Origin of the sequence: Pseudomonas sp. NFACC05-1 (genome assembly GCF_900100135.1) — a bacterium.
Classification (GTDB): Bacteria; Pseudomonadota; Gammaproteobacteria; order Pseudomonadales; family Pseudomonadaceae; genus Aquipseudomonas; species Aquipseudomonas fluorescens_Q.
The window spans coordinates 58,028-82,769 of the sequence record NZ_FMTR01000013.1; the positions used below are offsets into that span (position 1 = coordinate 58,028).

Genomic DNA, 24,742 nt, shown 5'->3' on the forward strand with positions numbered 1-24,742 from the left:
TTATAGTATAACAACACAATTCAACCACCCCGCCGTCCCGCATTGGTTGGAGATCATTCCATGCGCAGTCATCTGAAATTCGTATTGGCAAGCCCGTTGTTGCTGTGGATGTTAAGCGCTTCGGCACAAACCCCGCTCCTGGCGAACTGCACCCGCAGTGCGAATCTGCTGGCGTGCGCGGACATTCAGGGCAATGCCTACAGCGTCGCAACGGCGGGAAGCACAATTTATTTGCGGGGATTTGAAGCCGCCAGTCGTCGTTATTGGGCGCAAACAACCAGCCGTTACGGTCAGCTCACCTTCTTTACTGGTTTGGCATCGGATGGAGAAAGTTGGGTCGGATACAGCCGGCGTGTGGGCTGGACGACGCTCAATCGTTTCTCGAGCTCTGGTGGTAGTGCGGGTGCATTTGTATGCGGACGTATGAACGGCTGCCAGGATTCATCGCGCTGATGTTTCACGTGGAACGTGAACGTTTGGGGAAATGAAAATCCCTTCATGGAAAAGGCTTTTTTAAATTAGACGTTATACTATAACATCTAATTTTGAACCTTCGATGGACCTTGACCATGAACGCGTTAACCCTGCCCGACATCGCTGCGCAGGCTTCACGTCAAGCCCTACCCCTTGATTGGGTGGGTATGTGTGGCATCGCAACACCGGTGTTGATTGACGGCCAGCGGCTGAGCGCAATGGCCGACGCAGGTGTCAGCCTTGACGACGGTGAGGCGCGCGGCATTCACATGTCACGCTTATACCTGACGCTGGAACTGCTCGAAGAGACTGCGCTTTCGCCAGCGTTATTGCGCCGAATCCTTCAGCAATTTCTCGACAGCCACGAAGGCTTGTCCCACGCGGCGTCGCTCAGTGTGCATACCGATCTGCTGCTCAAGCGTCCGGCACTCATCAGCCCGCTGATGGGTTGGAAACGTTACCCCGTGAGCATCGAAGCCCACCTGAAAAACGCAATGTTCCACGTGGAACTGAACATCCAGATTCCCTATTCCTCCACCTGCCCTTGTTCGGCCGCACTTGCCCGGCAATTGATCCAACAGCAATTCGTCGACGACTTCGCTAACAAGAAGCTTGAACACGCCGAGATCCTGGCCTGGCTAGGTTCATCGAACGGTATTGTTGCCACCCCTCATAGCCAACGCAGTACGGCGTTCCTGAGTTTGCGCCTGAACGCCGATGCCGACGATTTGCCGCTGCAGTCTTTCATCAACGAAGCCGAAGCAGCCCTCGGCACCGCTGTGCAAACCGCCGTCAAGCGCGCCGATGAGCAGGCCTTCGCCCTGGCCAACGGCCAAAACCTGATGTTCTGCGAAGACGCCGCGCGGCGATTAAGCATCGCCCTGAGTCGGTCACTCGACATTGTTGCTCTGAATGTACGCGTCGTTCATGCCGAAAGCCTGCACGCCCATGACGCCGTGGCGCAAAGCCGCTGGACCCGGGAGGCATCATGATCAACTGCCAAGCGCTACGCTGGGGCGCCCCCGGACAACCTCTCACACCGCCGCTCACGATGCAGCGACCGGCAGGCAGTCTTACCGCCATCATCGGAGCCAACGGCTCGGGCAAAAGCAGCCTGTTGAAAGTGCTCGCGGGGATGCAAAAACCGCTCTCCGGCAAAGTCACCTTGGATGTTCCACGCCGTGGTGGAGTTTCGTTCATGCCGCAGCAGCAACATCTGGATCGGCAATTTCCCATCAGTTTGCAAGCGTTGGTGGCGGCCGGTTCCTGGGGTAATCGACACACGCCAGCGAAGCGAAGGCAATTGCTCCAGACCGTGCTGGCCGACTGGGCGCTGACCGGACTCGAACATCGTCCGCTAATGGCGTTGTCTGGAGGCGAGTTGCAACGCGCCCTGCTCGCTCGCCTCAGCCTGGCCGAAGCGCCACTGCTATTGCTCGACGAACCCCACGCCGCCCTCGACGAACAGGGCCAGGCGCTGCTGTGGAAACACCTCCATCACTGGCATGCCCAGGGCCGAACCGTCGTGGTGGTGTGCCATGACCTGGCAGCGGTCCGCCAACATATCCCCCATACGCTGCTGATCAGCAACACCGGCTGCGTGCTGGGCGGCAGCGTCGACTTGATCGCTCAACAACCCCACACGTGGGTGGCCTGATGCTTGCGGCCACTCATCTCTGGCAACCGTTTCAAGAGTTTGTCTTCATGCGTCGGGCCTTGCTTGGCGGCCTGGTGCTGGCATGCAGCACGGCGCCGTTGGGTGTGTTCCTGATTCTTCGGCGCATGAGCCTGATTGGTGATGCCGTGGCGCACGGCATTCTGCCTGGCGCCGCCCTGGGTTTCTGGTTCGCCGGGCTGAGCCTGCCAGCCTTGACCATCGGCGGCCTGGGCGCGGGCCTGAGCATGGCCGGGCTCGCCGCCTGGATTACCCGGCGTACCGGCCTAAGGGAAGACGCCAGCCTCGCGGCGATTTATCCCATTTCCCTGGCGGCCGGCGTGTTAATCCTCGGCATGGCCGGTAAACGCCTGGACTTGCTTCATTTGCTGTTCGGCTCGGCATTGGCGGTAGATGGCCCGACACTCACCGGCATGCTGTGGGTTTCTGGAGCCAGCCTGTTGGCGATGGCGTTGATTTATCGACCGTTGCTGCTCGATACGCTGGACCCGCTGTTCCTGCAAACCGTCAGTCGTCTCGGCCCGTTGGCCCATGGCGTGTTCCTGACCCTGGTGGTGTTGAACCTGGTGATCGGCTTCCAGGCCATCGGTGCGCTGATGGTGGTAGGCCTTATGATGCTGCCGGCCGCCGCGTCGCGATTCTGGAGCCGTCGCCTGCCACTGCTGATGCTGATCGCGGCGCTGCTCGGTTGCCTCTCGGTGTGGCTTGGCCTGTTGTTGTCCTTCTACTACTCACTGCCCAGCGGGCCGTCCATCGTACTGGTGGCGGGCGCGTTATATCTGCTGTCGGTGGTATTCGGGCCGGTGCACGGTTTGCTGCGCCGCCCGCCTTTGCTCACATCCCAATGAGGTGTTTCCCGATGCGCGCTCTGCTCGTGCTATTCAGTCTGATGCTGTCCATGTCCCTGTCCGCCGCCGAAAAGCTTCAGGTGGTGACGAGCTTCAGCATCCTCGCCGACATGACCCGACAGGTCGGCGGTGAGCATATCCACATCACCAACATGGTCGGGCCGGACGCCGATGCACACACCTACGAACCCACGCCAGACGACGCCAAGGCATTGCTCAAGGCAAAACTGATCATCAAGAACGGACTGGGCTTCGAGCCATGGTTGGATCGCCTGGTGACCAGTACTGAAACCACAGCCCCGGTGGTCAGCGCCAGTCGCGGCGTCATCCCGCGCTCACTGGATGAGGATGGCGAGACCATCCCCGACCCGCACGCGTGGCACAACCTGGCGAATGCCGAGTTGTATGTCAGCAACATCACCAAGGCATTGGAAGCAGCCGACCCGGCCAACAAGGCCGACTACGAACGCAACAGCCAGGCGTACCTGAAGAAAATCTACGCCCTGCTCGCCGAAGCCAAGGCCAAGCTCGGTGCATTGCCTGCCGGCAATCGCAAGATCGTGACCTCCCACGACGCATTCGGTTACCTGGGCCAGGCCTATGGCATCGAGTTCATGGCGCCCCAGGGTTTATCCACAGAGCGTGAACCGTCGGCGGCAGAAGTCGCGGCACTGATTACCCAGATCCGTCAGGCGAAGGTCAAAGCGGTGTTCATGGAAAACATCAAGGACGCACGCCTGCTCAAGCAGATCGCCGACGAGAGCGGCGCGCACATCGGTGGTACGCTGTACTCCGATGCACTCGCGACCAGTGGACCGGCCAGCACCTTTACTGGTCTTTTCGAATACAACCTCAATACGTTGTATGAGGCGCTGAGTCGGCCTTGAGAGCATTCGTGGGAGCAAGGCTTTGCCGCGATGAACGGTGACGCGCTTGGCGACTCACCGAAATTGCCTGCATCGCGAGCAAGCTTGGCTCCCACGGGCTCACCAAACGATCCCTTTAAATAGCTTCAAGCCCTCGGCTTGACCGTCCCGCAATCCTGCCCCAGCCACACTGCACGCGTGTCGAGGCTACCGTTCTGCTGGATGCCGGTGGCATTGAACGTGCCGTTGACCTTGGTGGTGAATTCACGATCGCTCTGGAACGTCGCGACGCCGTTCCCCTGGGCTTTCGGGCAACTGAAGCGAAACTTCCACTGATTGCCGGTACGCTCGGTGATCTGCTGCTTGCAACCCGATTGCGGGTCTTGCAGCGGAATGTCATTGGTTTGCACCTGCGCCGGGGTCAGGCAGACGCGGATGCCTTTACCGCCCATGGTAATGCCCTGCTTTTCCAGCATCGCCCGTTGCTCCGGAGTCATCTGGTTCTGCACCTGGCCCAGGATCAGTTGCAAGTCCGGAAGGTTCTGGTTATCGACCTTCATGTTACTGGTAGTCAGCTCCCATAACCCCGGCTGGAGCATCTGCGCCTGAGCCGCCATCGGAACCGACAACCCCATCACCAAGGCCACACCCAGCAGACGAACATTCATTGCATAAACTCCAGAGGACAAGTGGCCGTTAGACGCCGCCCTCAGCCTTCGGTTCAGGCCCGGGACGAGTGAATTAAATAGCGACATTCGCCATGGAACATGGTCTGTTAAGCATTGAAACTTCCGGAGCAAGAATGCCCCATGGATTATTTCGGCCCGCATGTTTTCGGTTACCTGATCGCGCTGCTCCACACCCTGGGCTTCATTGCCGCCGTCCACGCCGTATTGACGGTGCGCACGGCCCAAGGCTCGATTGCCTGGGCCCTGTCGCTGCTGTTTATTCCCTACCTGACGTTGATCCCTTACCTGGTTTTCGGGCGCAGCACTTTTGATGGCTACATCAAGGCGCGCCGACAAGCCAACGAAGAGATGCGCAAGGCGATCTCCGAGCTGAACTGGCGGCCGTGGGTTGAAGAGGCTTTGACCGCCCGTGCCTCCCAGGCCTACGATTCGTTACGGGCCATGCCCAAGCTGGGGCGCACACCGTGCCTGGCGAACAATCAGGTGCGTTTGCTCGTCAATGGGCAGGCCACGTTCGAGGCAATCTTCCAGGCCATCGATAACGCGCGGCAGGCCGTGCTGATTCAATTTTTCATCATCCACGACGACCACCTCGGCCTGCGCCTGCAGACACTGCTTCTGAAAAAAGCCGCCGAAGGCGTGGCGGTGTATCTGCTTTATGACCGCATTGGCAGCCACTCCCTGCCCCACCGCTACGTCCAGGCGTTGCGCGACGGTGGCGTCCACGTGAAAGCCTTCGCCACCCGCAGCGGCTGGCTCAATCGGTTCCAGGTCAACTTTCGCAACCACCGCAAGATCGTGGCGGTGGATGGCGTTCTAGGCTTCGTTGGCGGGCACAACGTGGGCGATGAATACATGGGCGAAAAGCCGCCCCTGGCGCCTTGGCGCGACACCCATGTCGAAGTCTGCGGCCCGGTGGTGGGGAGTATGCAAGAGTCGTTTGCCGAGGACTGGTTCTGGGCGGCCCGTTCGCTGCCACCGCTGATCCTGCCAGACACCTACCCGGACGACGGAGTGCTCTGCCAGTTGCTGACCAGCGGCCCGGCCGATGCCTACGAAACCTGTTCGCTGTTTTTCGTCGAGGCTATCCATGCGGCCAGCGAGCGAGTCTGGATCACAACGCCTTACTTCATCCCCGACGAAGCGGTGTTCGCGGCCTTGCGCCTGGCGGTGCTGCGTGGGGTGGACGTGCGCATCCTGCTACCCTCGCGGCCAGACCACAAGATCGTCTACGCCGCGTCCAGCCTGTATGCGTTTGAGGCGGTTCGGGCCGGTGTACGGATGTTCCGTTACGCGCCGGGCTTCCTGCATCAGAAAGTGGTGCTGATCGACCGTGAAATCAGCGCCATCGGCAGTGCGAACCTGGACAACCGTTCGTTCCGCTTGAATTTCGAAGTCATGCTGCTCACGGTGGATATTCCGTTCGCCACCGAGGTCGAGCAGATGCTTGAGCAGGACTTCGCCCAAGCCGTGGAAATCGACAAACAGGAAAGCCGGGAGACCCACCGCCTGCAAAAGATCGGCATGCGGATCGCCCGGCTTATTTCCCCGATTCTCTAAGGGGTGTAGATGTCGTCGCGGGTCCAGGGCAACTCATGGCTACCGTCGGCGTGGGCCTTCACCGCCAGGATCTGGTGCAGATTGATCCAACCCTTGGCGAATGCGTAGGCGCAGCCGGCCAGGTACAGACGCCAGATCCGCAACGCCTGTTCCGGCACTTCCTTCGCGGCGGCCTCGAGATTGTCCTCCAGGCGTTCACTCCAATGATCGAGGGTGCGCGCGTAATGCAGGCGCAGGCTTTCCACGTCGACGATCTCCAGCCCCGCTTCGCTGATCTCGGCAGAGATCATCGACAGGTGCGGCAACTCGCCGTTGGGGAATACATACTTCTCGATGAATTCACCGGCACCACGACCGACCGGACGACCGTCGGTGTGCTTGGCGGTGATGCCATGGTTCATCACCAACCCACCCTCACGCACCGCGCCGAACAGCGTTTTGCAGTACTGCTCGAGGTTAGCGTGGCCAACATGCTCGAACATACCGACGCTGACCACTTTGTCGAAACGACCGTCCTGAGGCAGGTCGCGGTAATCCAGCAATTGCAACTCGACCGAATCCTCCAGGCCTTCTGCCTTGACCCGCTCCCGCGCCAGTGCCAGCTGCGCCTTGCTCAGGGTAATCCCGAAGACTTTGGCACCGAACTCGCGTGCCGCGTAACGGGCCAGGCCGCCCCACCCACAACCGACATCCAGCAGGTAGTCACCCGGCTGTAATCGCAGCTTGCGGCACAAGTGGCGGAATTTGGCTTGCTGGGCCTGTTCGAGGCTTTCACTGCCCGTCTCGAAATAGGCACAGGAATAGGCCATGTCACTGTCGAGCCATAGCTGATAGAACGCGTTGGAAAGATCGTAGTGATAGGAGATCGCCTTGGCGTCGGTTTCCTTGTCGTGGAGCGATCGCACCGGCGGATTGTCGACGTCATCCTCGACCAAGGCCTGGCTCAATTCATCGCAGACACGAATGACTTCATGAATCGAACCTTCGAGCTCCAGTTTGCCTTCGACGAATGCCGCTCCTAGCGCATCCAGGCTCGGATGGGTGAATTGCGCGACCATTTGTGGGTCCTTGACCACGATCGTGACACTGGGGTCGTCGCCCAGTGAAAATTCATGGCCATCCCAGAGCCGCAACCGAAGCGGTAGATGCAGATTCTGTAAGGCCGGTGGAAGTTGCGCGAGCATGAATAATCCCCCCTTGTTTCAGACGTCTGAAATGAGGGTAGACCATCATAGAAAAATAGCAGGCTATCGAATTTATAGCCTTTCTCTATCACTGTCCCAAATTCACTCCTTGTGCCGGGTAACGCCAGTATGGGTACGCCCTCTCCAACAGAGACTGCAAGGGTGACGCACAGTTCGCCAAGGGTTATCCAACGGCTCCCTTCGCTTGGATTTTCAGGAGCGGCTCCTGGAATCGCAGCAATCGCCCCGCATTACCTAACACTAGCAGGGTACTGAGATTATGCAGCAGCGCGGCGATCATCGCCCCCGCCGCACCGAGCCAGCCGAAGGCGGCAAAGGCGACGATTGCCAGTGTCCAGCCCAAGCCAATGATCACGTTGACCTGCAACGTGCGCCTGCATTGGCGGCTCAATCGCACGCAGGTGCCGAGGCGGCGCAAGTCGCTGCCGATCAGCACGATGTCTGCCGACGCCAGTGCGATGTCTGCACCGCCTGCGCCCATTGCGACACCCACCACTCCGGCCTTGAGCGCCAGGGAATCGTTGATGCCATCGCCCACCACCATGGGGCGGAACCCATGGTCGATTTCGGCCATGACCCGTTTGAGTTTGTCTTCAGGGAGGGCCTGGGCTTGCAGGTCGCCGATGCCGACATCCCGGGCCAGGGTCGTGGCCACGCTCTGGCGGTCGCCGGTCAGTAGCAACTGACGTCCCAGGCCCAGCTCGCGCAGCTCGGCCATGGCAACCCGCGCCTCCGGCTTGACGCTGTCGGCCAGCAACAGCCAGGCGAGGAATTGCCCGTCCAGGGCCAGGCCGGCAATCGGGCCGTCATGCTCCGGGACCGCTGACGTTTGAATGCCCAGTTGTGCAAACAACTCCGGTCGCCCGAGCGCCGCTTCGCCCTGGGCGGTCATCGCGACCACCCCCAACCCCTGGCGCTCATGAATGTCCGTCAGCGCCAGGCAGTCTTCCTGTTCCGCCAGCCCTGCCAACGCCCGACTGACCGGATGACTGCTGGCCGAACCGAGGCTGGCAGCCAAAGACAACAGCAGCGATGAGGGAGCATCCTGGACATGTTCGATAGATTGCAGGCGCAGGACGCCGTAGGTCAAAGTACCGGTCTTATCGACAACCAACGACGTCAGGTCCGCCAGTTCTTCCAGGAAGGCCGAGCTGCGGATCAGGATCCCGTGGCGCGCCGCCACCGCGATCCCGGCAATGGCGGTGGCCGGCGCCGAAAGCACCAACGCACAAGGACAGGCGGCGACCAATACCGCCAGCATCGCCTGGGCATCGTTGGTCACGAACCAGGTCACCGCCGCCAGCAGCAACACCAGCACCAGGTAACTGCCGGCGTAGCGTTCCAGCAAGCGAGTGATGGGCGGCTTGGAGCGTTCGGCGTTTTGCATCAGGGCGATGACTTTGCCCAGGGTTGATTCTTCGCCGGTCCGGGTCACTTCCAGGCGCAGCAGGCCATCCAGATTGATCGCGCCACCAAAGACTTCTGTGCCGACCACAGCCTCCAACGGCACCGACTCACCCGTGATGGGTGCGGTGTCGAAGCTGGCCTGGCCGGATAACACCCGACCATCGGCCGGCACTCGATCGCCAGCGCGCACCTCCACGACATCGCCGGGCTGGAGTGTCGCGTTGTCGACGTCGATGATCGAACCGTCGGCCTGCACCTTGCGACCTTGGCTGCGGGTCAGTTGGCCAAGGGCATGGATCGCCTCCTGAGAGCCAATGACGCTGCGCTCTTCCAGCACATGCCCGAAGATCATGATGATCGGCAACAACGCCGCCGTCAGCAGGTCGCCCGTGGCCCAGGCACCGAGCATCGCCAGGGCGATGAGTTGGTCGGTAATCCCGTGCAGGCTTGGGTAACGCAAGCTGTACCAGGCCGAACGCATCACCGGCACCGCCACCAATAGCGAGGCGAACCCCAATAGCAGTTGGCTGACACCGCTCTGCTCTGGCGACCAGCCGCGCCATACCAGCCCCAATGCGAGCAAGCCGAGGGCAAGCATCGCCAAGGTCAGTTGCCTGGCGGCGATGCGTTGTTCCGTCGAGGACAACATTGGTGCGGCGCTGGTTTGGGCGGTCATTGTCCGGCTCCCTGGATGATCAGACGGGCATCGTCTTTCGGGTCGATCGTCGTCACTGAACCGGCCTGGCGAAGGATGGCAGGCATGCGTTCGCGATACAGGCGCAGCAGCATTTGCGGATCGCTGCCTTGGGTCTTCGCCAAGCCCAGCACCGTGGCCGTGTCGGCCGAAGCCTTGGCGAGTCGTTCGCTGGCCTGGGCGTGGGCAACTTGCACGGCACGGTCGGCGTCTTGGCGAGCGGACTGGGAGAGCTTTTCGGCTTCTGTGCCCGCGTTGGCCACGGCTTTATCGGCCTGCTGGCCGGCCGTCAGCACCGCGTTGAAGGCACTCACCGCCGGCCCCGGCAAACTCGATTGCACATCGACCCGCACCACTTCGATGCCCAACCCCTGCCCCGTCGCCGCCAGGTCAGCCAGGCGCCGGTTAAGCCCCTGCACCAGATCGCCACGCAAGCGTTCGCGGCGTTCGGCCGCCTGGTTGTCGCTGCCCATCAGTTCGGGGCGAGCCACCAGAATGGTGTCCAAGTCCCGGGCTGCGGTCAGGGCCACGGCACTGCGGGTCGCCAATCGGTCCAGTGCCGGCAGGACATGTTCACCTTGCAAGACGAAGGCGTAAGGGTCGGTGACTTTGTAGAACACCCGCACATCGAGTTGCACCACGCCGGCATCACCGGTCAATAAATAACCAGAGCCGGCCAAAGCATCGCTAACCGGCGTGGCGAAACTGGCCACACGATCAGCCTGCAGGGCCGCATCCGAGCGCAGCAGATTCTCCACCCGCCGCTCAAGCACCCGATCCGCAGCGGGCAGCAAGACGACTTGTTCCACAGGACGAGGCCACGCCAACAAAAGACCGGCATTCTGGATGCGATCCAAGGCGCCAAAGTGCAGCACCACCGCGCGATTCTGCGGATCAATCTGCCGCACGTTGGAAAAGAGCCAGGCCAACGCCGCCAACACCGTGACGGCGTAAAGCGCAAGAAATGCCAGGCGTCCGGCCTGGATCCACGGGCTGGATAACTCGTTTGTTCCACGTGGAACCAAACTCATGGTTGTGTTCCACCTTTGCCGTCCACGGAAACAGGACCGTCCACCAGGACACGGAATGGCGCCGCATCGGTGCGCAAAATCAGCTTCGTCCCTGGGCTGACAATGGTGCCCAAGGTGTCCAACGAACGGAGCAGATTGTAGAGCTGCGGGGAACCGGCGTATGCCCGACCATAGATCTCAGCCGCTTCTACTCGCGACTGCGCTTCGATATCCGCGGCTTTCACCGTGGCATCGGCTTGCAAGACTCGCGCATCACGTTCTGCGGCGGAGCGAATCTGCGCCGCTTCGCGCTTGCCGACGGCGGTGCGTTCGGTGGCGATGGTTTCACGCTCGGCGCGCATGCGATCCACCGTCGCCGTCAGCGTCACCGAGGGCAAGGTCAGGCGCTCAACGCCGACTTGCAATACGCGCACGCCATAAGTGGTGAGCAACTGCTGATCAATCTGCTGACGCAGTTGAGCTTCGAAATCGGCGATGCGCACCTGGCTGGCATCGGTGTTAACCAGGTTCGCCAGGTCAAAACTGGCGGCGGTGGTTTCCAGCGCCGAGCCGACGAAGGTGCGGATCTGCCGTGCGGCTTCGTCCGGTTGGTTCTGCACCGCGCGCATGAAACGCTGCACGTTTTCCGGGTCACCCTGCACCTGCCACGCCACGTAGGCCTGGACGATGATCCGCAGCCCATCACGAGTGCCGACATCCTGTAAACCGCTGGACGTAGTGCGCAACCGCAGGTCCACCGGAATCGCCGCCTCGAACGGTGCCGGCCAGCGCCAACCCAAGCCAGGTTGCAGCAGCACCCGCGCCGGATTGCCGAAACGGGTGATGACCGTGGCCTCCCCCGAGCGCACCTGCACCAGGCTTGCGGCCGCGACGGCAAACGCCACCAGCAACGCTGCCCAACCCATGCGCCGCCACGGGAACGGACCGGCCTGCTGCGGATCGCCATGATGGTGGTGATGATGACCATGTTGGTGACCGGCATGGCCGTGATCGTGACCAGCGTGGTCGTGGTGATCGTGTGAAGAGGACTGGCTCAATGGGCAGCTCCTGGCGGGACAGGGTTACGCGGCGACGCAGGGTCTGCCGGCAGCGTGAAGGTACGCAAGTCGATGGTCGGCGCATTGCCGCTGCCGCCCAGGCGATGATCGAGAATCAGCAACCGGGCATTGGCGAGGCCTTGGCTGAGTTGGCCCAGGTAATGCTCCAGCACAAACGCGTGTCCCGCCGTGGCGTAGGCTTTGCGGTCGGCACTGAAGCGCAGGTCGGCGGCCTGGGCGGTTGCGTTGATTTCCCGGGCGGTGGCCGTGGCTTGGTCATGGGCGACGCTGGCTTGCAACTGTGCCTGGTTGGTCTGTTCGGCCGCCGCGCCGCGCTCTCGGGCGATCAATGCCTGCGCGCCGATCTGCGCCGCCTGCACGCCGTGGTAGGCATTGGCCGCACCAGCCGGTGGATGAATCGCCTCCACAACGGTCGCCAGGATTTCCACACCGCTATCGAGCGATTGCAAATCAGCCTGGACGGCGCGACCGATTTCATCGGCGAGGCTGACACGGTCAGCCCCCAGCAAACCATCCAGCGTGCGCGATGCAAACTCATGCACCAGGATGCGGCTGGCGGTGCTGCGGATCAGCGTCGGCACATCGGCGCTGTTGTAGGTCGCCGCCAGGGCCGCGGCGTCCGTCAGGCCGATGCGGTAGACAAAGCGCACGTCCATGTTGACGATCTGGAAGCTCTGCTGGTCGGCACGACGACTGGCAATGACCTGGGACTTGTCGTTCACATGGCTGGCGTCCCACAACCGATTGGCGATTGCCGGCGCCGGTCCCTCCGCCGGTTCAGCCTCGACCATTGCCCGACTCTCCGCGACGCTGGTCGCCAGTTCATGCACAACGCCATTCTCGACGTTGAGCACCCTGCCCCACGGCCAAGGCAACGCGACATGCAAGCCCGGGCCGAACACCTCTACCGGTTTGCCAAAGCGCTCATAGATGCCACGCCCCTGCAGCGGCACTTCGTGCACGCCAGTCAACAACCAGCCCACCAGCACCACCAGGGCCAACACCGGCAAAAAAGCCCGGCGCATGTAGCTGAAGGCCCAGATCTGGCGCAAGTCGATGCCAAAACGGTTGTGCAGTTCATGTTGCAAGGCCAGCAACGGTTGCGGCGGCCAGCGCAGTAGATCGGCGATGACACTGCGGCCCAGCAGCGTCGGTTCCAGGGCGTCTCGGCGCGGGATGAATAACGACAGCACAGCACGCAGCAAAAAATCGGCCGCCACCACGCCCGGCAACAGCCCCATCAGCACGGCCAGGCGCAGCGGCCAAATGGACGTTTCTGCGACGAACAACAAACACAAAGCGCCGAGCACCAGCACGATGATCGCCACCCGCGTCAGTTGCGCCAGCGGCAGCGCTTCCGGCCACTCCACGGGAGATTGCTGGGCCAATTGCCGCTCGAACACTAATAGCCCGAATGCCAACAACAACGACAACACCGCCCCCACACTGGCGGAGACACCGAGGGCGGCGGCCGGCAGTTGCAAATTCCAGGCTTGCTCCAGGCCCAGCAATACCAGCATTGACCAACCGGCCAGCCACAACGCAGGCGCACCGATCAGTTTCAGCAGACCGACCCCGCGTGCGCCGATTCGCTCCAGCAGCCGCTCATACCAACCCAGGTTATCAACAGGCTCGTTTTCCACAGGCGGGTTATCCACAGCTGGCAGCAGCGCCCTGCTACGCCATTGCGTCACCCACCAGGCCGATTGCAAACCCGCTACCAACACCAAGAGTCCCGCACCTTGGCTGACCAGCAGAACCGGCCACAGCGATTGCGGCGAAAACACCCCGATAAAAAATGCCAGTACCAGCCCCAAACCCGCCACGCTTCCCAGGGCGAAGGCGATCTGCTTCAAGCGGCGCCCTTGGAACGACGCCTGCTGAAAACGCGGCCATTCGGCCACCTGTGCCCCTTCGACATCAAGATCGACTTGCATACCACCCCAACACTCGTGGCGATCAAAATCCGGCCCGTGGACAAATGCCCACTGAGGCTGCGTTATATGCCGTTACCTTATAACGATTCCTGTGAAATTTCCGTTTTGAATTCTTCATGACAAGGCCAACGCAGGCCTCTTGACTTAAGCCTTGACCGAAATCTGCGGAAACGCTCATATTACGAGCATAATTTTCTATCAGGCCAAGCAGGAGAGCAGCGATGAGCAACTACGACGTGATCATTCTGGGCGGCGGACCCGGCGGGTATAACGCGGCGATTCGGGCCGGGCAGTTGGGGTTGAAAGCCGCCTGTGTCGAAGGCCGAGCCACCCTGGGCGGCACGTGCCTGAATGTCGGCTGCATGCCCTCCAAGGCCTTGCTGCATGCCTCGGAACTGTACGAAGCCGCCACGGGAGCGGAATTCGCCAACCTGGGCATTGAAGTCAGCCCCACCCTCAACCTTGCGCAGATGATGAAGCAGAAAGACGAAAGCGTGGCCGGCCTGACCAAGGGCATCGAGTTTCTGTTTCGCAAGAACAAGGTCGACTGGATCAAAGGCTGGGGCCACATCGACGGGCCCGGCAAGGTGATCGTTACCGGCGACGATGGCGCCAAGACCGAACTCAGCGCCAAGGACATCGTCATCGCCACGGGCTCGGAACCTATGCCGCTGCCAGGCGTGCCAATCGACAACCAGCGCATCCTCGACTCCACCGGCGCCTTGTCCCTGGGTGAGGTGCCCCGGCATCTGGTGGTGATCGGCGCTGGCGTCATTGGCCTCGAGCTGGGCTCGGTCTGGCGGCGCCTGGGTGCCCAGGTGACCGTGGTGGAATACCTCGATCGCATCTGCCCGGGCGTGGACGGCGAGGCCGGCAAGACCTTGCAGCGGGCCTTGGCTAAACAAGGTATCCAGTTCAAGTTGAGTTCGAAGGTCACCGGCGCCACGACCTCGGCCAGCGGCGTGCAATTGCAGATCGAACCGGCAGCGGGCGGCGAAGCACAGCCCCTGGATGCCGATTACGTGCTGGTCGCCATCGGTCGTCGGCCTTACACGCAAGGACTGGGGCTGGAGAACGTCGGGCTGAGCCCTGACCAGCGCGGCATGCTCGCCAACCAGAATCACCGGACCGAAGCGCCCGGCGTCTGGGTCATCGGTGATGTGACGTCCGGACCGATGCTGGCCCACAAGGCCGAAGACGAAGCCATGGCCTGCATCGAACAGATCGCCGGCAAGGCCGCCGAGGTCAACTATGCGCTGATTCCCAGCGTCATCTACACCCGTCCGGAACTGGCCAGCGTCGGCAAGACCGAGGAACAACTCAAGGCCGAAGGCCGTGCCTACAAGGTCGGCAAGTTCCCCTTCACCGCCAACAGCCGAGCCAAGATCAACCATGAGACCGAAGGGTTCGCCAAGGTCCTGGCCGATGAACGCACGGATGAGATCCTTGGCGTGCACCTGGTAGGCCCGAGCGTCAGTGAGATGATCGGTGAATACTGCGTGGCCATGGAATTCAGCGCCTCAGCCGAGGACATCGCCCTGACCTGCCACCCACACCCTACCCGCTCGGAGGCTTTGCGCCAGGCGGCCATGGATGTGGAGGGGATGGCGACACAGATGTAGGAACAACGCAAAGCGGGAATGAACACCTGTGGCGAGGGAGCTTGCTCCCGCTGGGTGGCGCAGCCGCCCCAAATCGGCTGACGCGATTTTCGGGCAAATCGCATCAGCCGATTCTACGACGGCTTCGCCGCCGAGCGGGAGCAAGCTCCCTCACCACAATCGGTGTTCGCCCGTTAGCTAGCCGACATCCGCGCCTTGCGCCGGCGCCGACTGATCAATCCCAACGCCACTGCCACCACCAGCACGGCCCCGCCCACTTCCAACCAGGCCTTGTAAGGTCGCAGCGCCGAACGCATCGGGTCCAAGGCCTGGGTCACGTAGCGTTTGTTCGCCTTGCTGAAGTCCGGTTCCTGGCATTGATGACCGAAATCCCCGGCCCAATCCACATACGGACCTTCCTTCACATAGCGTTGATACAGCGCGCTTTGCTCCTCAAGGCTGGAGTTGTACCCCACCGCTTTGCACAGCACCGCCGCAAACGCCTGGCTGGTATGCGGCAAATGATCCGCCGCCTGGCTCGCCAGCGCCGTGGCGACAAACCGGTAGTGATAACGCACATCCGGCTGCGCGGCGCTGGCCTGCTGGCGTTGCACTTCGCCTTCGGCCACCAGCGGCCCGACCTTCAGCTCAACCGGTTCCAGGCTGTAATTGCCTCCCAGGCTGGCGTAATCCGGCGCCATCTCATAGCCAAGCAACTCCATGCCCCATTTGCGCGCCATCCAGGACGCATTGAAATAGGCCTCGGCCCGTCGGGTTGGCCACCATTTGGACTCCGCGTCCTGGCGCAATTGCCCATAGGCGCGGGCCTTGTTCTGCAAGTCTGCGTTATCGAAATAAGCCGGTGCCTCATCAAAGCGCCCCTCCCTCAGCAAGCGACGACCCAGCAGATTGCGCAGGCTCGCAGCCACCGGCAGCGGCACGTAGTTGTCCCGATCCTCCTGACTCAACGCCGGTGGCGCCGGAACTTGGGCGTCGACGTACTGCTTGAGCTCATCCACCGTCAGCACACGCTCGGCAACTGCGGCAGCGTCGTACCAATAGTTGCTCTGGCCGCGATAGAGCTGATCGAAGGCTTGCAGGTAATCGCCGCGCTGCAAGGCCAGGATCGCGCTTTCACCTTCGACCCGGCACTTGGGCTGCACCGACTCGAAGTTCCAATCCGGTGTCCGCCGGCTGCCCCAGGATTCATCGTTCGGGAAAGCCTGGGCAGCCTTGGCATAAGCCGCCGCCGCGGCCACTTTGTCGCCGTCGCGCAAGGCCAGCTTGGCACGCACCCACCAGGCCAGGCCGGTGTCGGCAGCCTTTTGCGCAAAAGCCTGGGCACTGGCGTAATCGCCGTGCTGGTAACTCACCGCCGCCAAACGGTCGGCATCGCCCAGATTGTCCCGGGCGTTGGCTTGCAACAGTTCGAACAGCCTTTTCTCGCCCGAGGGTTCTTCACCGTCCCACCAGCCGACGCGGCTGAGCAGGTAGGCGGTGACCAACCGCTGCACCAACGGGGTCTTGAGCAGTTCGCTCAAGCGCTCATCCGGCTGGACGCTCAAATCACCGGCCAATTGCAGCAACGAGCTGTAGCCGACCGGAGACCCTTGCAGGTTCTGGATCGCATACAGGCCGATGGCACTGTCCCAATCGTCAGCGGTGTAGGCCACCCGGGCTTCTTCGCCAAGGCTGGCGACGCCCAGTTCCAGCGGATCGCTGAAGCCGGCAATGCTCAACTCGCGGGCCAGGCGAAACGCCGCTCGCGCCTGGTCCTGCAAGACCACAGGGTCGCCGCTGCCGGCCTCGGTGCTCACGGCGAACAACGCCCGGCCAAGGGAGTATGCGGCCCAGGTGCTGCGCAACCGACGTTGGTCAGCCGGTAACGCCAGCAATTGCTGGAACGCCTCCACAGCGCGCTGATGCTCACCGATGTTGAAAACCGCCGCGCCAATCGCATACAAGCGCAGCTCATCAGGCAGGTTGGCCGCTTCGGCTGCCACCTGGTCAACATCGGTCAGGGCTCGCAGGCGCTCCACCACCGCTTGCTGCGGCGGGGTCAGGCCGATCTGCTCGGCCTGGTTGCGCTGTTCAACGTAGGAAGGCGGGTCGTCATAGCTGTAGTCCGGGTTGCGTGTCGCCTCGGTGGCCGGCTTGAGCCCGGCAATCGCCTGGCCGAGACGGCTGACCTCGAAGCGAAAGCTGCCTTCGGGTAATTCGGCCAGCGACTGGGCGCGGTTATCCAGCAGGCGCATCGGGAAATCCGGCCCGCAAGCCAGCACCGGGCCCAGCGGCAGGCAAAGGCTCAGGCACAGCAGGTGACGAGGCCACTTACGGGTAAACATTGAAACCTCCTTGGTCAATTTTCGTACAGCGCGCCCAACCGATTGCCCGTTGGCTGCCAGCCGCCAAGCGGCCTTCCTGAATGCGGGTGAAGGTAAGCAGTCCGGGGGTTTGTTGCAACGTATAGCCGGCCAAGGCATCGACGCCGTCACACGCGCCGACAGCCAGCGTCAGGCGCTGGGGCCAGGGACTGTCGAGATTGCCCTGGTTAACCAGGCGGATATCGTACAAACCACCCTGCTCCCCCCACTGCAACGCCAAGCGACTGTCCAGGTTATCTCCCCGGGCGACGGCGCCGAGCGTGATCAGGCTCCACGCACGTCGGTCGCCGGCCAGCGGCAGGCGAAACCAGATCAATCCAGCGAGATGTTTCGGTGGATCGGCACGCAAATCTGCCGCAAGCCCGGCCACTTGTTGCGGATCGGCCAGCAACTCCCGCCGCTCGCCACCGCGATCGATCGGCACTTCGCTTTCCACCATCGGCGCGCCACTCTCCTGGGTCAGCAGCGCCACGCCGTATGCCGGCAGGGCCAGATAAAACGGCCGTGTGGTGATGTCGCTCCAGCGTTGCGCCCAGTGCCGAGCCTGTTTCGGATCGAACAATCCCTGCCTCGGGTCGCTCACCGCGTGGACCTGCAGCACGCTGCTGTCCACCGTTTCCAACAACCCAGGCAATGCTGGGCTGTCGAGCCAGGCCGGTAGCGCGGTAATACTCAGCCGCACGTTGGCCGGCAGGACATGCCGCAGTTGGCCGAGGAACTCTCCATAAGCCGGCAACCGTGCGTTGCCCGCATCGTGGTCGATTTCTACCCCTATCGGGGTCAGGCCTTGAGCTTGCCAATCACCCAGCACCTGCTGGATCTGCGCGATCACCTCGTCCTGGTCCAAAGCCTTGAGCTGACCGTCCAGACGAATCACAGCGATCAGCGGACGGCCATCAGCCTTGAGCAAGGCCGAATCGATCCGCGCACGGCTCCAGCCCGCCCCGGGAAAAGCCTGCAACGCCAGCACCCGCAGCGTGGAAAAATCTCCCCGGCTTTGACGCAGCGCCAGCGCGTGGGCCGGGATCCATTGGCGTTGCCAGATGTAGAGCTGTTGATCGAGGGCCGGGACCGGAGGCTGTTCACAGCCCCCCAAAAGCAACAAGGCAAGGGCCAGGGAGAGCCGGAAAAAAACAGTCATGAAGCCTTCCACCCATAAAGCCCGGCAGATTACGCCACCCGGATCCCGGCGAACACCTGTGGCGAGGGAGCTTGCTCCCGCTGGGTTGCGCAGCGACCCCTTTTTGGTGGGCGCTGCGCACCCAAGCGGGAGCAAGCTCCCTCGCCACAGGCGCTATGAAAGCCCGCCCGGCTTACGCGCAATAATCACCTGACTCTTGGCCACCACCGCGTCCAGCGCCTGCTTGATCTGCGCCCCACGCGGTGAGTTCAGCACCGCTTGCCAGGTGGCGGCCCAATGATTGAGCAACGGGTGGTCGGCGTTGCTGAGATCGACCTTGGCTTCCCAGAACAACAGCATCCACATCGACCAGTAGAAACCGTATTGGCTGTGGCTCAACACCGTAAGCCCGGCCTCGCTGACCATCGCCTTGAACTGCTCTTCGCTGATGATGCGAATGTGGTTGGGCTTGCGGAAGTACTCCGGCGCGGCAATGTCTTTCTGCAGGTCTTCGGAGCTGGGGTGCGGCACGCTCAACAGGTACAGCGCCCCGGGCTGGCCGACCCGTACCAGTTCGGCAAGGAACTGCGCCGGGTCGTCGACATGCTCGATGACTTCGGTGGACACCACCCGCGTGGCCGTGGCATCGGCAATCGGCAGCGGGTTGCAGTCGGTCACGTGGCACTCGACTTCGCGCGCAGGGGTGTCGCTCAAGCGTTGGCGAGTGGCCTCGACCTTGGCCGCGTCGATGTCGGCGATGATGATCTTCGCCCCGCGCATCGCACAAAAATGCACGTTACCGCCATCGCCGCATCCCACGTCCAGCAGCGTGTCTCCAGGGCTCACCGGGAAACCGGTGAACAGCTCGTCAGTTTGCTGGTTGAACCAGCCGCTGAGCACCGCATCGTGCAACCCGAGCATGTACGGGTCGACCTTGTCGGCGACCGGCTCAGCGGGCGCGGGCGTGCCCATGGTGAGTTTCTTCAAAAGGCTCAGCATGACGGGGCTCCAGAGGCAGGAAGGACGGTCCGGTTGGCGGACAAGCGTTGCACCAGTTGAGCACCACGAGCGCGCAAGGGCATTTCCACCAGACGATAGTTGAGCTCGCTCAGCAGCCCAATCAACGACAACCCGCAGGTCAACGCCAGCCAGGGGTGGCTCGCCATGTCAGGCGATCCCAGCGGTGAGAAACGGAACCACAGCTCACGTAGCAGGAAAAACACCGGAATATGAATTAAATAGATGCCATAGGATCGGCTGCCAACCCAGGTCAACGCTGTTTTCACCGGACTGGGCGGCAGCAGGTAATCTCGGTCGTAGGAAGCCACCCAGACTAGCACGGCACTGAGTAGCGCTATGACCCCTATGCGATAGAACGACAAATTGAAATGCTCAGTCGCGATCACAGCCATTACGCCACCGAGCCCCATTATCAACAGAGCACCCAGGCCCGACCGGCGTAACCATTTTGGTTCGAACCGCTCGTAATCCGACCGCAGGCTCCAGACCGAGAGCAGCACACCAAGGGCCAGGGCGTCGGTACGAAAAACCATCAGCCACAAGCCTCTCATGGTGAACAACTGCAACAGCACCACCGCCAGCAACACCCAGACCAGGTAACGGCGCGAGACGAACACCAGCAAAGGCAAAATCAAATAGAACTGCTCTTCCAGCGACAGCGTCCAGTACACGAAGCTCGCGCCGTATTCATAACGCATGAAGGCATCGCCAAAGCGTACGTTGGCAAATTGCAGGAATCCGGCCAGCGTCGCCTGCAGGTTGGCCTCGACACTGCCAAACGCGCCAGAGCGATTGAAGAAAAACACCGCGAACAACACCAGTAACAACCAGAGCCAGGCCGAGGGCAACAGGCGAAACGCCCGGCGAATCCAGAATTCACGGGTAGTGGCCCAGAATTGTCGAGGCGTGTCGCAGCGGCGTAACTGAGGAATCAGGTTGCGACCAATGACGAATCCGGAAATAGCGAAAAACAAATCCACCCCCCACCACAGCTGAAAAATATCGGCCGTGGCTGCCAGACGCGGCATCCCACCCGGTAGCGGCATGCTTTGTATGTGATGGAACAGCACGCCGATTACCGCAATGGCGCGCAGCAATTCGATATCCATGATTCGCTTGCTGCTCATGATGCGTTCCCACACGAAGGGTTGGGTTTGCGAGCAATGATGACCTGGCTCTTGGGCATGAATTGGTCGAGTATCTGTTTGATAGCCAGGCCGTCGGGTTGCGTCAGCAAGTCCTGCCAGAGGCTGGCCCAACGTTCCATTAGCGGCGGGTACGGCGCCCGGATACGATCATGCACGGCGCCCTTGAGGTCCCGCCCCGCCGCCTTTTCGCTAGCCCAGAAGAAAATCATGCCCATGACCCAGAAGAATCCGCTGGCCTGGCGATGCTCAATGACCAGTCCGGCGTCCTCCACTAAAGCGGCAAACCGGTCGGCACTAAAAATCCGCACATGGTTGGGTGTTTGAAAGTAGCCAGGTGGCGCAATACCTTTCTGCAAATGCTCGCCCACCGACGCGGGCACGCTGAGCAGATACTGCGCCCCGGGTTGACCCATGCGCACAAGTTCAGCCATGAACAATTCCGGGTGGTCGACATGCTCGAGCACTTCCATACACGCAATTTTGTTCGCACAACCATCGGCCAGAGGCAGCGGCAGGCTGTTGCTCACCAGCCCCAGGAAGGGCGCGCTCGTCTGGGTCGCGACCTGACGCGCCAGGTCCCGCACCTTGTCATGCTCACTGTCGGTAAAGATCAGAGATGCCCCCTGGCGCAGTGCGAAGGACGTCGCCCAGCCCTCACCGCAGCCGACATCCAAGAATGTGTCGCCGGCTTTTATGGCAAAGCCTTTAAGCAGTTCACCGGTTTCATTAGCAAACCAGCCATCAAGAATTGCATCGCTGAATCCAACGTTACGGGGCGAAACGCCTCCTTCGGACGGCAACACAGGTTCAGTCGAAGGTCCGGGCCGGGGTTGATCCGCGTTCCGACGTCGCTCGTACATGTCCGCCAAGAACGTGCGCATCTGCCGTTCGGCATTGGCCTGGCTGCAGTACATCTCAAGCTTGCGCACAGCATGGGCCGACATCCGGCGATAACGTTCGGGGTCGTTTTTGGCTACGTCATAGCTAGCGCGATAGGCAGAGCACAATGAGTCCCAATCCGTGACATAACGCAAGGTACGGTATGCCGAACGTGGATCGTGTGGCCAGGCCGTCGACTCCTCACAGGAGTCCACCACAAAGGCATTATCGTGGTCGATATAATCGGCCATCGCCGTGTTAAGAGGTGCAATGGCCGGTCGCCCGCAGGACATGAACTCCATCAGCGGCAAGCACTGCCCTTCGCCGTAGGAGCTGTTGACCACATACCGGGTAGCGCCCACCAGTCGCTCGTAATCCGCGTCCGCCAGGTAGCCATGAATCAATACGATGCGACAGCGGTACGGCTGGCTCCGGTAAAGATGGTGCAGCATGTGGGTGAGCGCGCCGGCAATATCATGATGGGTCAGCTTGAGCACCAGGGTCGCGTCGGCAATATCACGGAATGTGGCACAGAACGCGCTGATCATATCCTGCCAGTTCTTGCGCCCATCATAAGGATTGAACACCGACGTATAGATCACACCGTCAAGTACCAACTCGCAGTCCTGGGCCGCAGTTTCAAAAACCACGGGGGCACCGGGCAGATGCTCCGGCGGACCATAGGGCCGCAGGTCGACGGTGCGACTGTCGATCAACAGACCCCGCAACTGCAGGTGCATTTGATCCACTGTCGGCCTTTGCGCCAACACCGTACCGCGAGCGGCAAAGCGGTCCCACACCGGGGCAGCGATAGCGGCAATCGGAAAATCCGCCCCCATCACGTCACGCACGGCATTGACGGTAAAACTGGAATGGGTAATCGCCATGCCGGTCGCGCCGAGTACCATGCGCCAGTCGTGACGAGGTTCACCTTGCCAGCTTTCAGTGGGAATGGTGCTGAACTCCCAGGCAAACACGGGAACCGTAGGGCAGGCGTAGTGGATCGCGGTGCGATGGGGTGGGGAAAACGAAAAAAATACGCAGTCCTCACCACGAGTGAGGCAATCGGCATACAGCTGATCGACTTCTTCATCCGGCCGGGACACTTCAATGACCCGCCCCAAACGCTCCAACACCGGACGGAATTCCTTGAGTACGAAGTAGTAGCTGTATTCGGGTTTGCCGAGATTTTCCAGGATATTGGTCTGGTTGGTTTCTGAATAAATAATGATCAGCATGATACGGACCCTGGCTGGACTATGAACGCCGGCGTTTCATCGCGACTTGGTCCCGCGAGAAAAGCCGCCAGCCGTTGCTCAGCCGGAGCGAAATCGCAATGGCGATGCATGCGCTCGCTCGCCGCCGACGCCATGGCCTGGTAGGCATTCGGCTGATGCCGGGCCATGGCATAGCTTTGTTGATAGGCCTGCTTCAATGAGCCCCAGTCAGGCCGATAGCTCAGGGTGCGATACAGCAGACGCGTGTCTTGCGGCCAGGGCGTAGGCTCACGGCTGGACTTGACGACAAAAGCCACCTCGGCGTCGATGTAATCACGCATCGCAGTATGATCCGGCGCAATCGCCGGACGTGCGCAAGACATGTATTCCATCAGCGGCAGACACACCCCTTCACAGCGGGACGCATTGACGTAATAAGTCGCCGCACCATACAAACGGATAAGCTGCTCATCCGCCAGGTCGCCGTGCAACACCACCACCCGACAATTGAATGGCGATAGCTGGGATAGCAGAGTCAGCAACTCGACGTAGTAGGCCGACAAGTCCTTCTGCGTGATTTTCAGCAACAACGTGGCATCCTCGACATCACGCAGGGCCCAGCAGAAAGCCGTTATCAGGTGAAGCCAGTTTTTTTGCCCATCCAGCGGGTCGAGTACGCTGACATAGACGACACCGCTGACTTCAGTCTCTGCCGTCTGGCTGGTATCCGGCAAAACGGCCTGGGGATGCTCCGGCGGGACAGGTTCCCGGACAGGTTCTGGCAATGGCTCGACCACCACGGTAACCGGCGGCGCAGGGGTTCCTCGAAGGACTCTACTGAGCAACACGCGCGCAAAAACAGGCATCAGGTCCCGGACCGCTTCGCGATACCAGCACAGCAGGTTGTGCTTGATCAGCCACAACGTCCCCTGCTCACCATCACTGTTGAAGGCTCTGAAAATTTCCCTCAGGTAATGCCGACTAATGAACCCACGACGTCGCCAGGTCGGGACCGGCGGCTCGATGACAGGCTCGATGACCACCTCGGGAGCCGTGAACACCTGCTCCGGCCTCTCTTCAATGAGAGGTGCAATCAAACCATCGGCCGACAACCCAAGAAAGCGACTGTCGATGATGCAGCCCTTGATATGCAGGGCCATGCCCGGATTGACCGGCCTGCTTGGATATTGCTCACGAACCACCGCGAAACGCTCCCACAACGGAGCGGGCAGGACCAACACGGGGAAATCCTCGCCCAACGCACGGCGAATAGCCTCGGCTGCGTGGCCTGACAGCGCAATCACCCGGCCATGGCGGTTCAAAGTACGACGCCAGTCCCGCCCAGGGTCATCGCCAAAATGCTCGGTCGGGATCGAGTCGAACGCCCAGGCGAGCACGCAGACCATCGGGCATAGCAGATCCGTGGGCGTGTTGTGAGGGGGTGAAAATGAGAGAAACAGGCAATCCTGGCCCGCCTCTTGAAATCTCTGGTAAAGCGGATCGACCTCGGCCACTGAGGACACCACGTGCACCCGTCCCAGGCTTTCCAGCATGGGACGATAGGCCGTGAGCAAAAGGTAAGGGCTGTTCTCAACGCAGTCGAGGGCCTGGCCGACGGAGAGATCGTTAACATCCGAGTAAAGAATGAAGTTCATGGTACCCCATCATGGAATCGCCATCCCGGCGATCCCAATTCAGGACGGTCAAGTCATGGATCGAACCGGCCCGGGGCCACGCCCACCCATCGTCTTGTTACCCGTCTCGTTCTTGTTTTTAGTCAGTCATTGGCCTGCGGTTCGGCCTGAAAATCAGGTTCGGTGGGCGTCGTGACGAGGGCATTCTAAACACATCCACCAAGGGTTCGTGAACCGCTCGGCGAGAATAAACCCGCTATAAATATGAGAACTGACCGGTCACGGTTTGCGCTGT

19 protein-coding genes and 1 pseudogene are annotated in these 24,742 nt (G+C 61.3%); 7 read left to right on the forward strand and 13 right to left on the reverse strand.

The annotated features are described in order from the left end of the window. The first annotated feature begins 60 nt into the window (after positions 1–60). The 5 genes from BLO97_RS19055 (at position 61) to BLO97_RS19075 (ending at position 3,884) form a co-directional block, all read left to right on the forward strand. Positions 61–453 (forward strand): glutamine synthetase, encoded by a 393-nt coding sequence (locus tag BLO97_RS19055; protein ID WP_092347345.1) that lies wholly within the window; start codon positions 61–63, stop codon positions 451–453. Between the two features lie 116 nt (positions 454–569). After that, positions 570–1,466 carry a GTP cyclohydrolase FolE2 gene (folE2, locus tag BLO97_RS19060; RefSeq protein ID WP_092347348.1) on the forward strand — a complete coding sequence of 299 codons (897 nt, stop codon included), beginning with the start codon at positions 570–572 and terminating at the stop codon, positions 1,464–1,466. After that, positions 1,463–2,131 carry a metal ABC transporter ATP-binding protein gene (locus BLO97_RS19065; RefSeq protein ID WP_092347351.1) on the forward strand — a complete coding sequence of 223 codons (669 nt, stop codon included), beginning with the start codon at positions 1,463–1,465 and terminating at the stop codon, positions 2,129–2,131. The genes folE2 and BLO97_RS19065 overlap by 4 nt, the downstream gene beginning before the upstream one ends. Further along, positions 2,131–2,997 carry a metal ABC transporter permease gene (locus tag BLO97_RS19070; protein WP_003207012.1) on the forward strand — a complete coding sequence of 289 codons (867 nt, stop codon included), beginning with the start codon at positions 2,131–2,133 and terminating at the stop codon, positions 2,995–2,997. The genes BLO97_RS19065 and BLO97_RS19070 overlap by 1 nt, the downstream gene beginning before the upstream one ends. Positions 2,998–3,008: 11 nt before the next feature. After that, positions 3,009–3,884: a metal ABC transporter substrate-binding protein gene (locus BLO97_RS19075; protein WP_092347354.1), complete on the forward strand. Its 876-nt coding sequence runs from the start codon at positions 3,009–3,011 to the stop codon at positions 3,882–3,884. 125 nt (positions 3,885–4,009) lie between these two features. On the opposite strand, the gene BLO97_RS19080 is transcribed toward BLO97_RS19075, so the two are convergent. Next, complete coding sequence (locus BLO97_RS19080) at positions 4,010–4,531, reverse strand: DUF3617 domain-containing protein (protein ID WP_092147614.1); 522 nt, start codon at positions 4,529–4,531, stop codon at positions 4,010–4,012. Positions 4,532–4,672: 141 nt separating this feature from the next. On the opposite strand from BLO97_RS19080, the gene cls reads away from it, so the two are divergent. Then, positions 4,673–6,112, forward strand: coding sequence for a cardiolipin synthase (gene cls / locus BLO97_RS19085; RefSeq protein ID WP_092147611.1), 1,440 nt, complete (start codon positions 4,673–4,675; stop codon positions 6,110–6,112). On the opposite strand, the gene cfaB is transcribed toward cls, so the two are convergent. From cfaB to BLO97_RS19110, 5 genes are all read right to left on the reverse strand, one after another. Beyond that, positions 6,109–7,296: a C17 cyclopropane fatty acid synthase CfaB gene (gene cfaB / locus BLO97_RS19090; RefSeq protein ID WP_092147608.1), complete on the reverse strand. Its 1,188-nt coding sequence runs from the start codon at positions 7,294–7,296 to the stop codon at positions 6,109–6,111. The genes cls and cfaB overlap by 4 nt on opposite strands. A 184-nt stretch (positions 7,297–7,480) precedes the next feature. Next, positions 7,481–9,400, reverse strand: coding sequence for a heavy metal translocating P-type ATPase (locus BLO97_RS19095; protein ID WP_092347357.1), 1,920 nt, complete (start codon positions 9,398–9,400; stop codon positions 7,481–7,483). Beyond that, the gene (hflK, locus tag BLO97_RS19100; RefSeq protein ID WP_092347359.1) at positions 9,397–10,449 is read right to left on the reverse strand and encodes a protease modulator HflK; all 1,053 of its coding nucleotides are present in this window, start codon (positions 10,447–10,449) and stop codon (positions 9,397–9,399) included. Before hflK ends, BLO97_RS19095 begins: the two co-directional genes overlap by 4 nt. Continuing rightward, complete coding sequence (gene hflC, locus BLO97_RS19105; protein ID WP_092147599.1) at positions 10,446–11,486, reverse strand: protease modulator HflC; 1,041 nt, start codon at positions 11,484–11,486, stop codon at positions 10,446–10,448. The genes hflK and hflC overlap by 4 nt, the downstream gene beginning before the upstream one ends. Beyond that, positions 11,483–13,444, reverse strand: a complete 1,962-nt coding sequence (locus tag BLO97_RS19110) for a protease modulator HflK (protein ID WP_092347362.1) — start codon at positions 13,442–13,444, stop codon at positions 11,483–11,485. The genes hflC and BLO97_RS19110 overlap by 4 nt, the downstream gene beginning before the upstream one ends. 221 nt (positions 13,445–13,665) lie before the next feature. On the opposite strand from BLO97_RS19110, the gene lpdA reads away from it, so the two are divergent. Further along, positions 13,666–15,066 (forward strand): dihydrolipoyl dehydrogenase, encoded by a 1,401-nt coding sequence (gene lpdA, locus BLO97_RS19115; protein WP_063323697.1) that lies wholly within the window; start codon positions 13,666–13,668, stop codon positions 15,064–15,066. Between the two features lie 173 nt (positions 15,067–15,239). Here the strand turns inward: lpdA and BLO97_RS19120 are convergent, their stop codons facing one another. The 7 genes and pseudogenes from BLO97_RS19120 to BLO97_RS19150 form a co-directional block, all read right to left on the reverse strand. Next, complete coding sequence (locus BLO97_RS19120; RefSeq protein ID WP_092347365.1) at positions 15,240–17,390, reverse strand: hypothetical protein; 2,151 nt, start codon at positions 17,388–17,390, stop codon at positions 15,240–15,242. Next, positions 17,377–18,570, reverse strand: a complete 1,194-nt coding sequence (locus BLO97_RS19125) for a DUF3142 domain-containing protein (protein ID WP_092347368.1) — start codon at positions 18,568–18,570, stop codon at positions 17,377–17,379. Before BLO97_RS19125 ends, BLO97_RS19120 begins: the two co-directional genes overlap by 14 nt. A 153-nt stretch (positions 18,571–18,723) precedes the next feature. Further along, a complete protein-coding gene (locus tag BLO97_RS19135; protein WP_092221153.1) occupies positions 18,724–19,548 on the reverse strand; it encodes a class I SAM-dependent methyltransferase in 825 nt (274 codons plus the stop codon). After that, complete coding sequence (locus BLO97_RS19140) at positions 19,542–20,696, reverse strand: acyltransferase family protein (RefSeq protein ID WP_092221150.1); 1,155 nt, start codon at positions 20,694–20,696, stop codon at positions 19,542–19,544. The genes BLO97_RS19135 and BLO97_RS19140 overlap by 7 nt, the downstream gene beginning before the upstream one ends. Beyond that, positions 20,693–21,520, reverse strand: a complete 828-nt coding sequence (locus BLO97_RS31675; protein WP_371914663.1) for a class I SAM-dependent methyltransferase — start codon at positions 21,518–21,520, stop codon at positions 20,693–20,695. The genes BLO97_RS19140 and BLO97_RS31675 overlap by 4 nt, the downstream gene beginning before the upstream one ends. Before the next feature lie 24 nt (positions 21,521–21,544). Further along, positions 21,545–22,834, reverse strand: a pseudogene (locus BLO97_RS19145) (glycosyltransferase); the annotation flags it as partial. Continuing rightward, positions 22,828–24,468, reverse strand: a complete 1,641-nt coding sequence (locus BLO97_RS19150; RefSeq protein ID WP_092347375.1) for a glycosyltransferase — start codon at positions 24,466–24,468, stop codon at positions 22,828–22,830. The gene BLO97_RS19150 and the pseudogene BLO97_RS19145, both read right to left, overlap by 7 nt. Positions 24,469–24,742 lie beyond the last annotated feature (274 nt).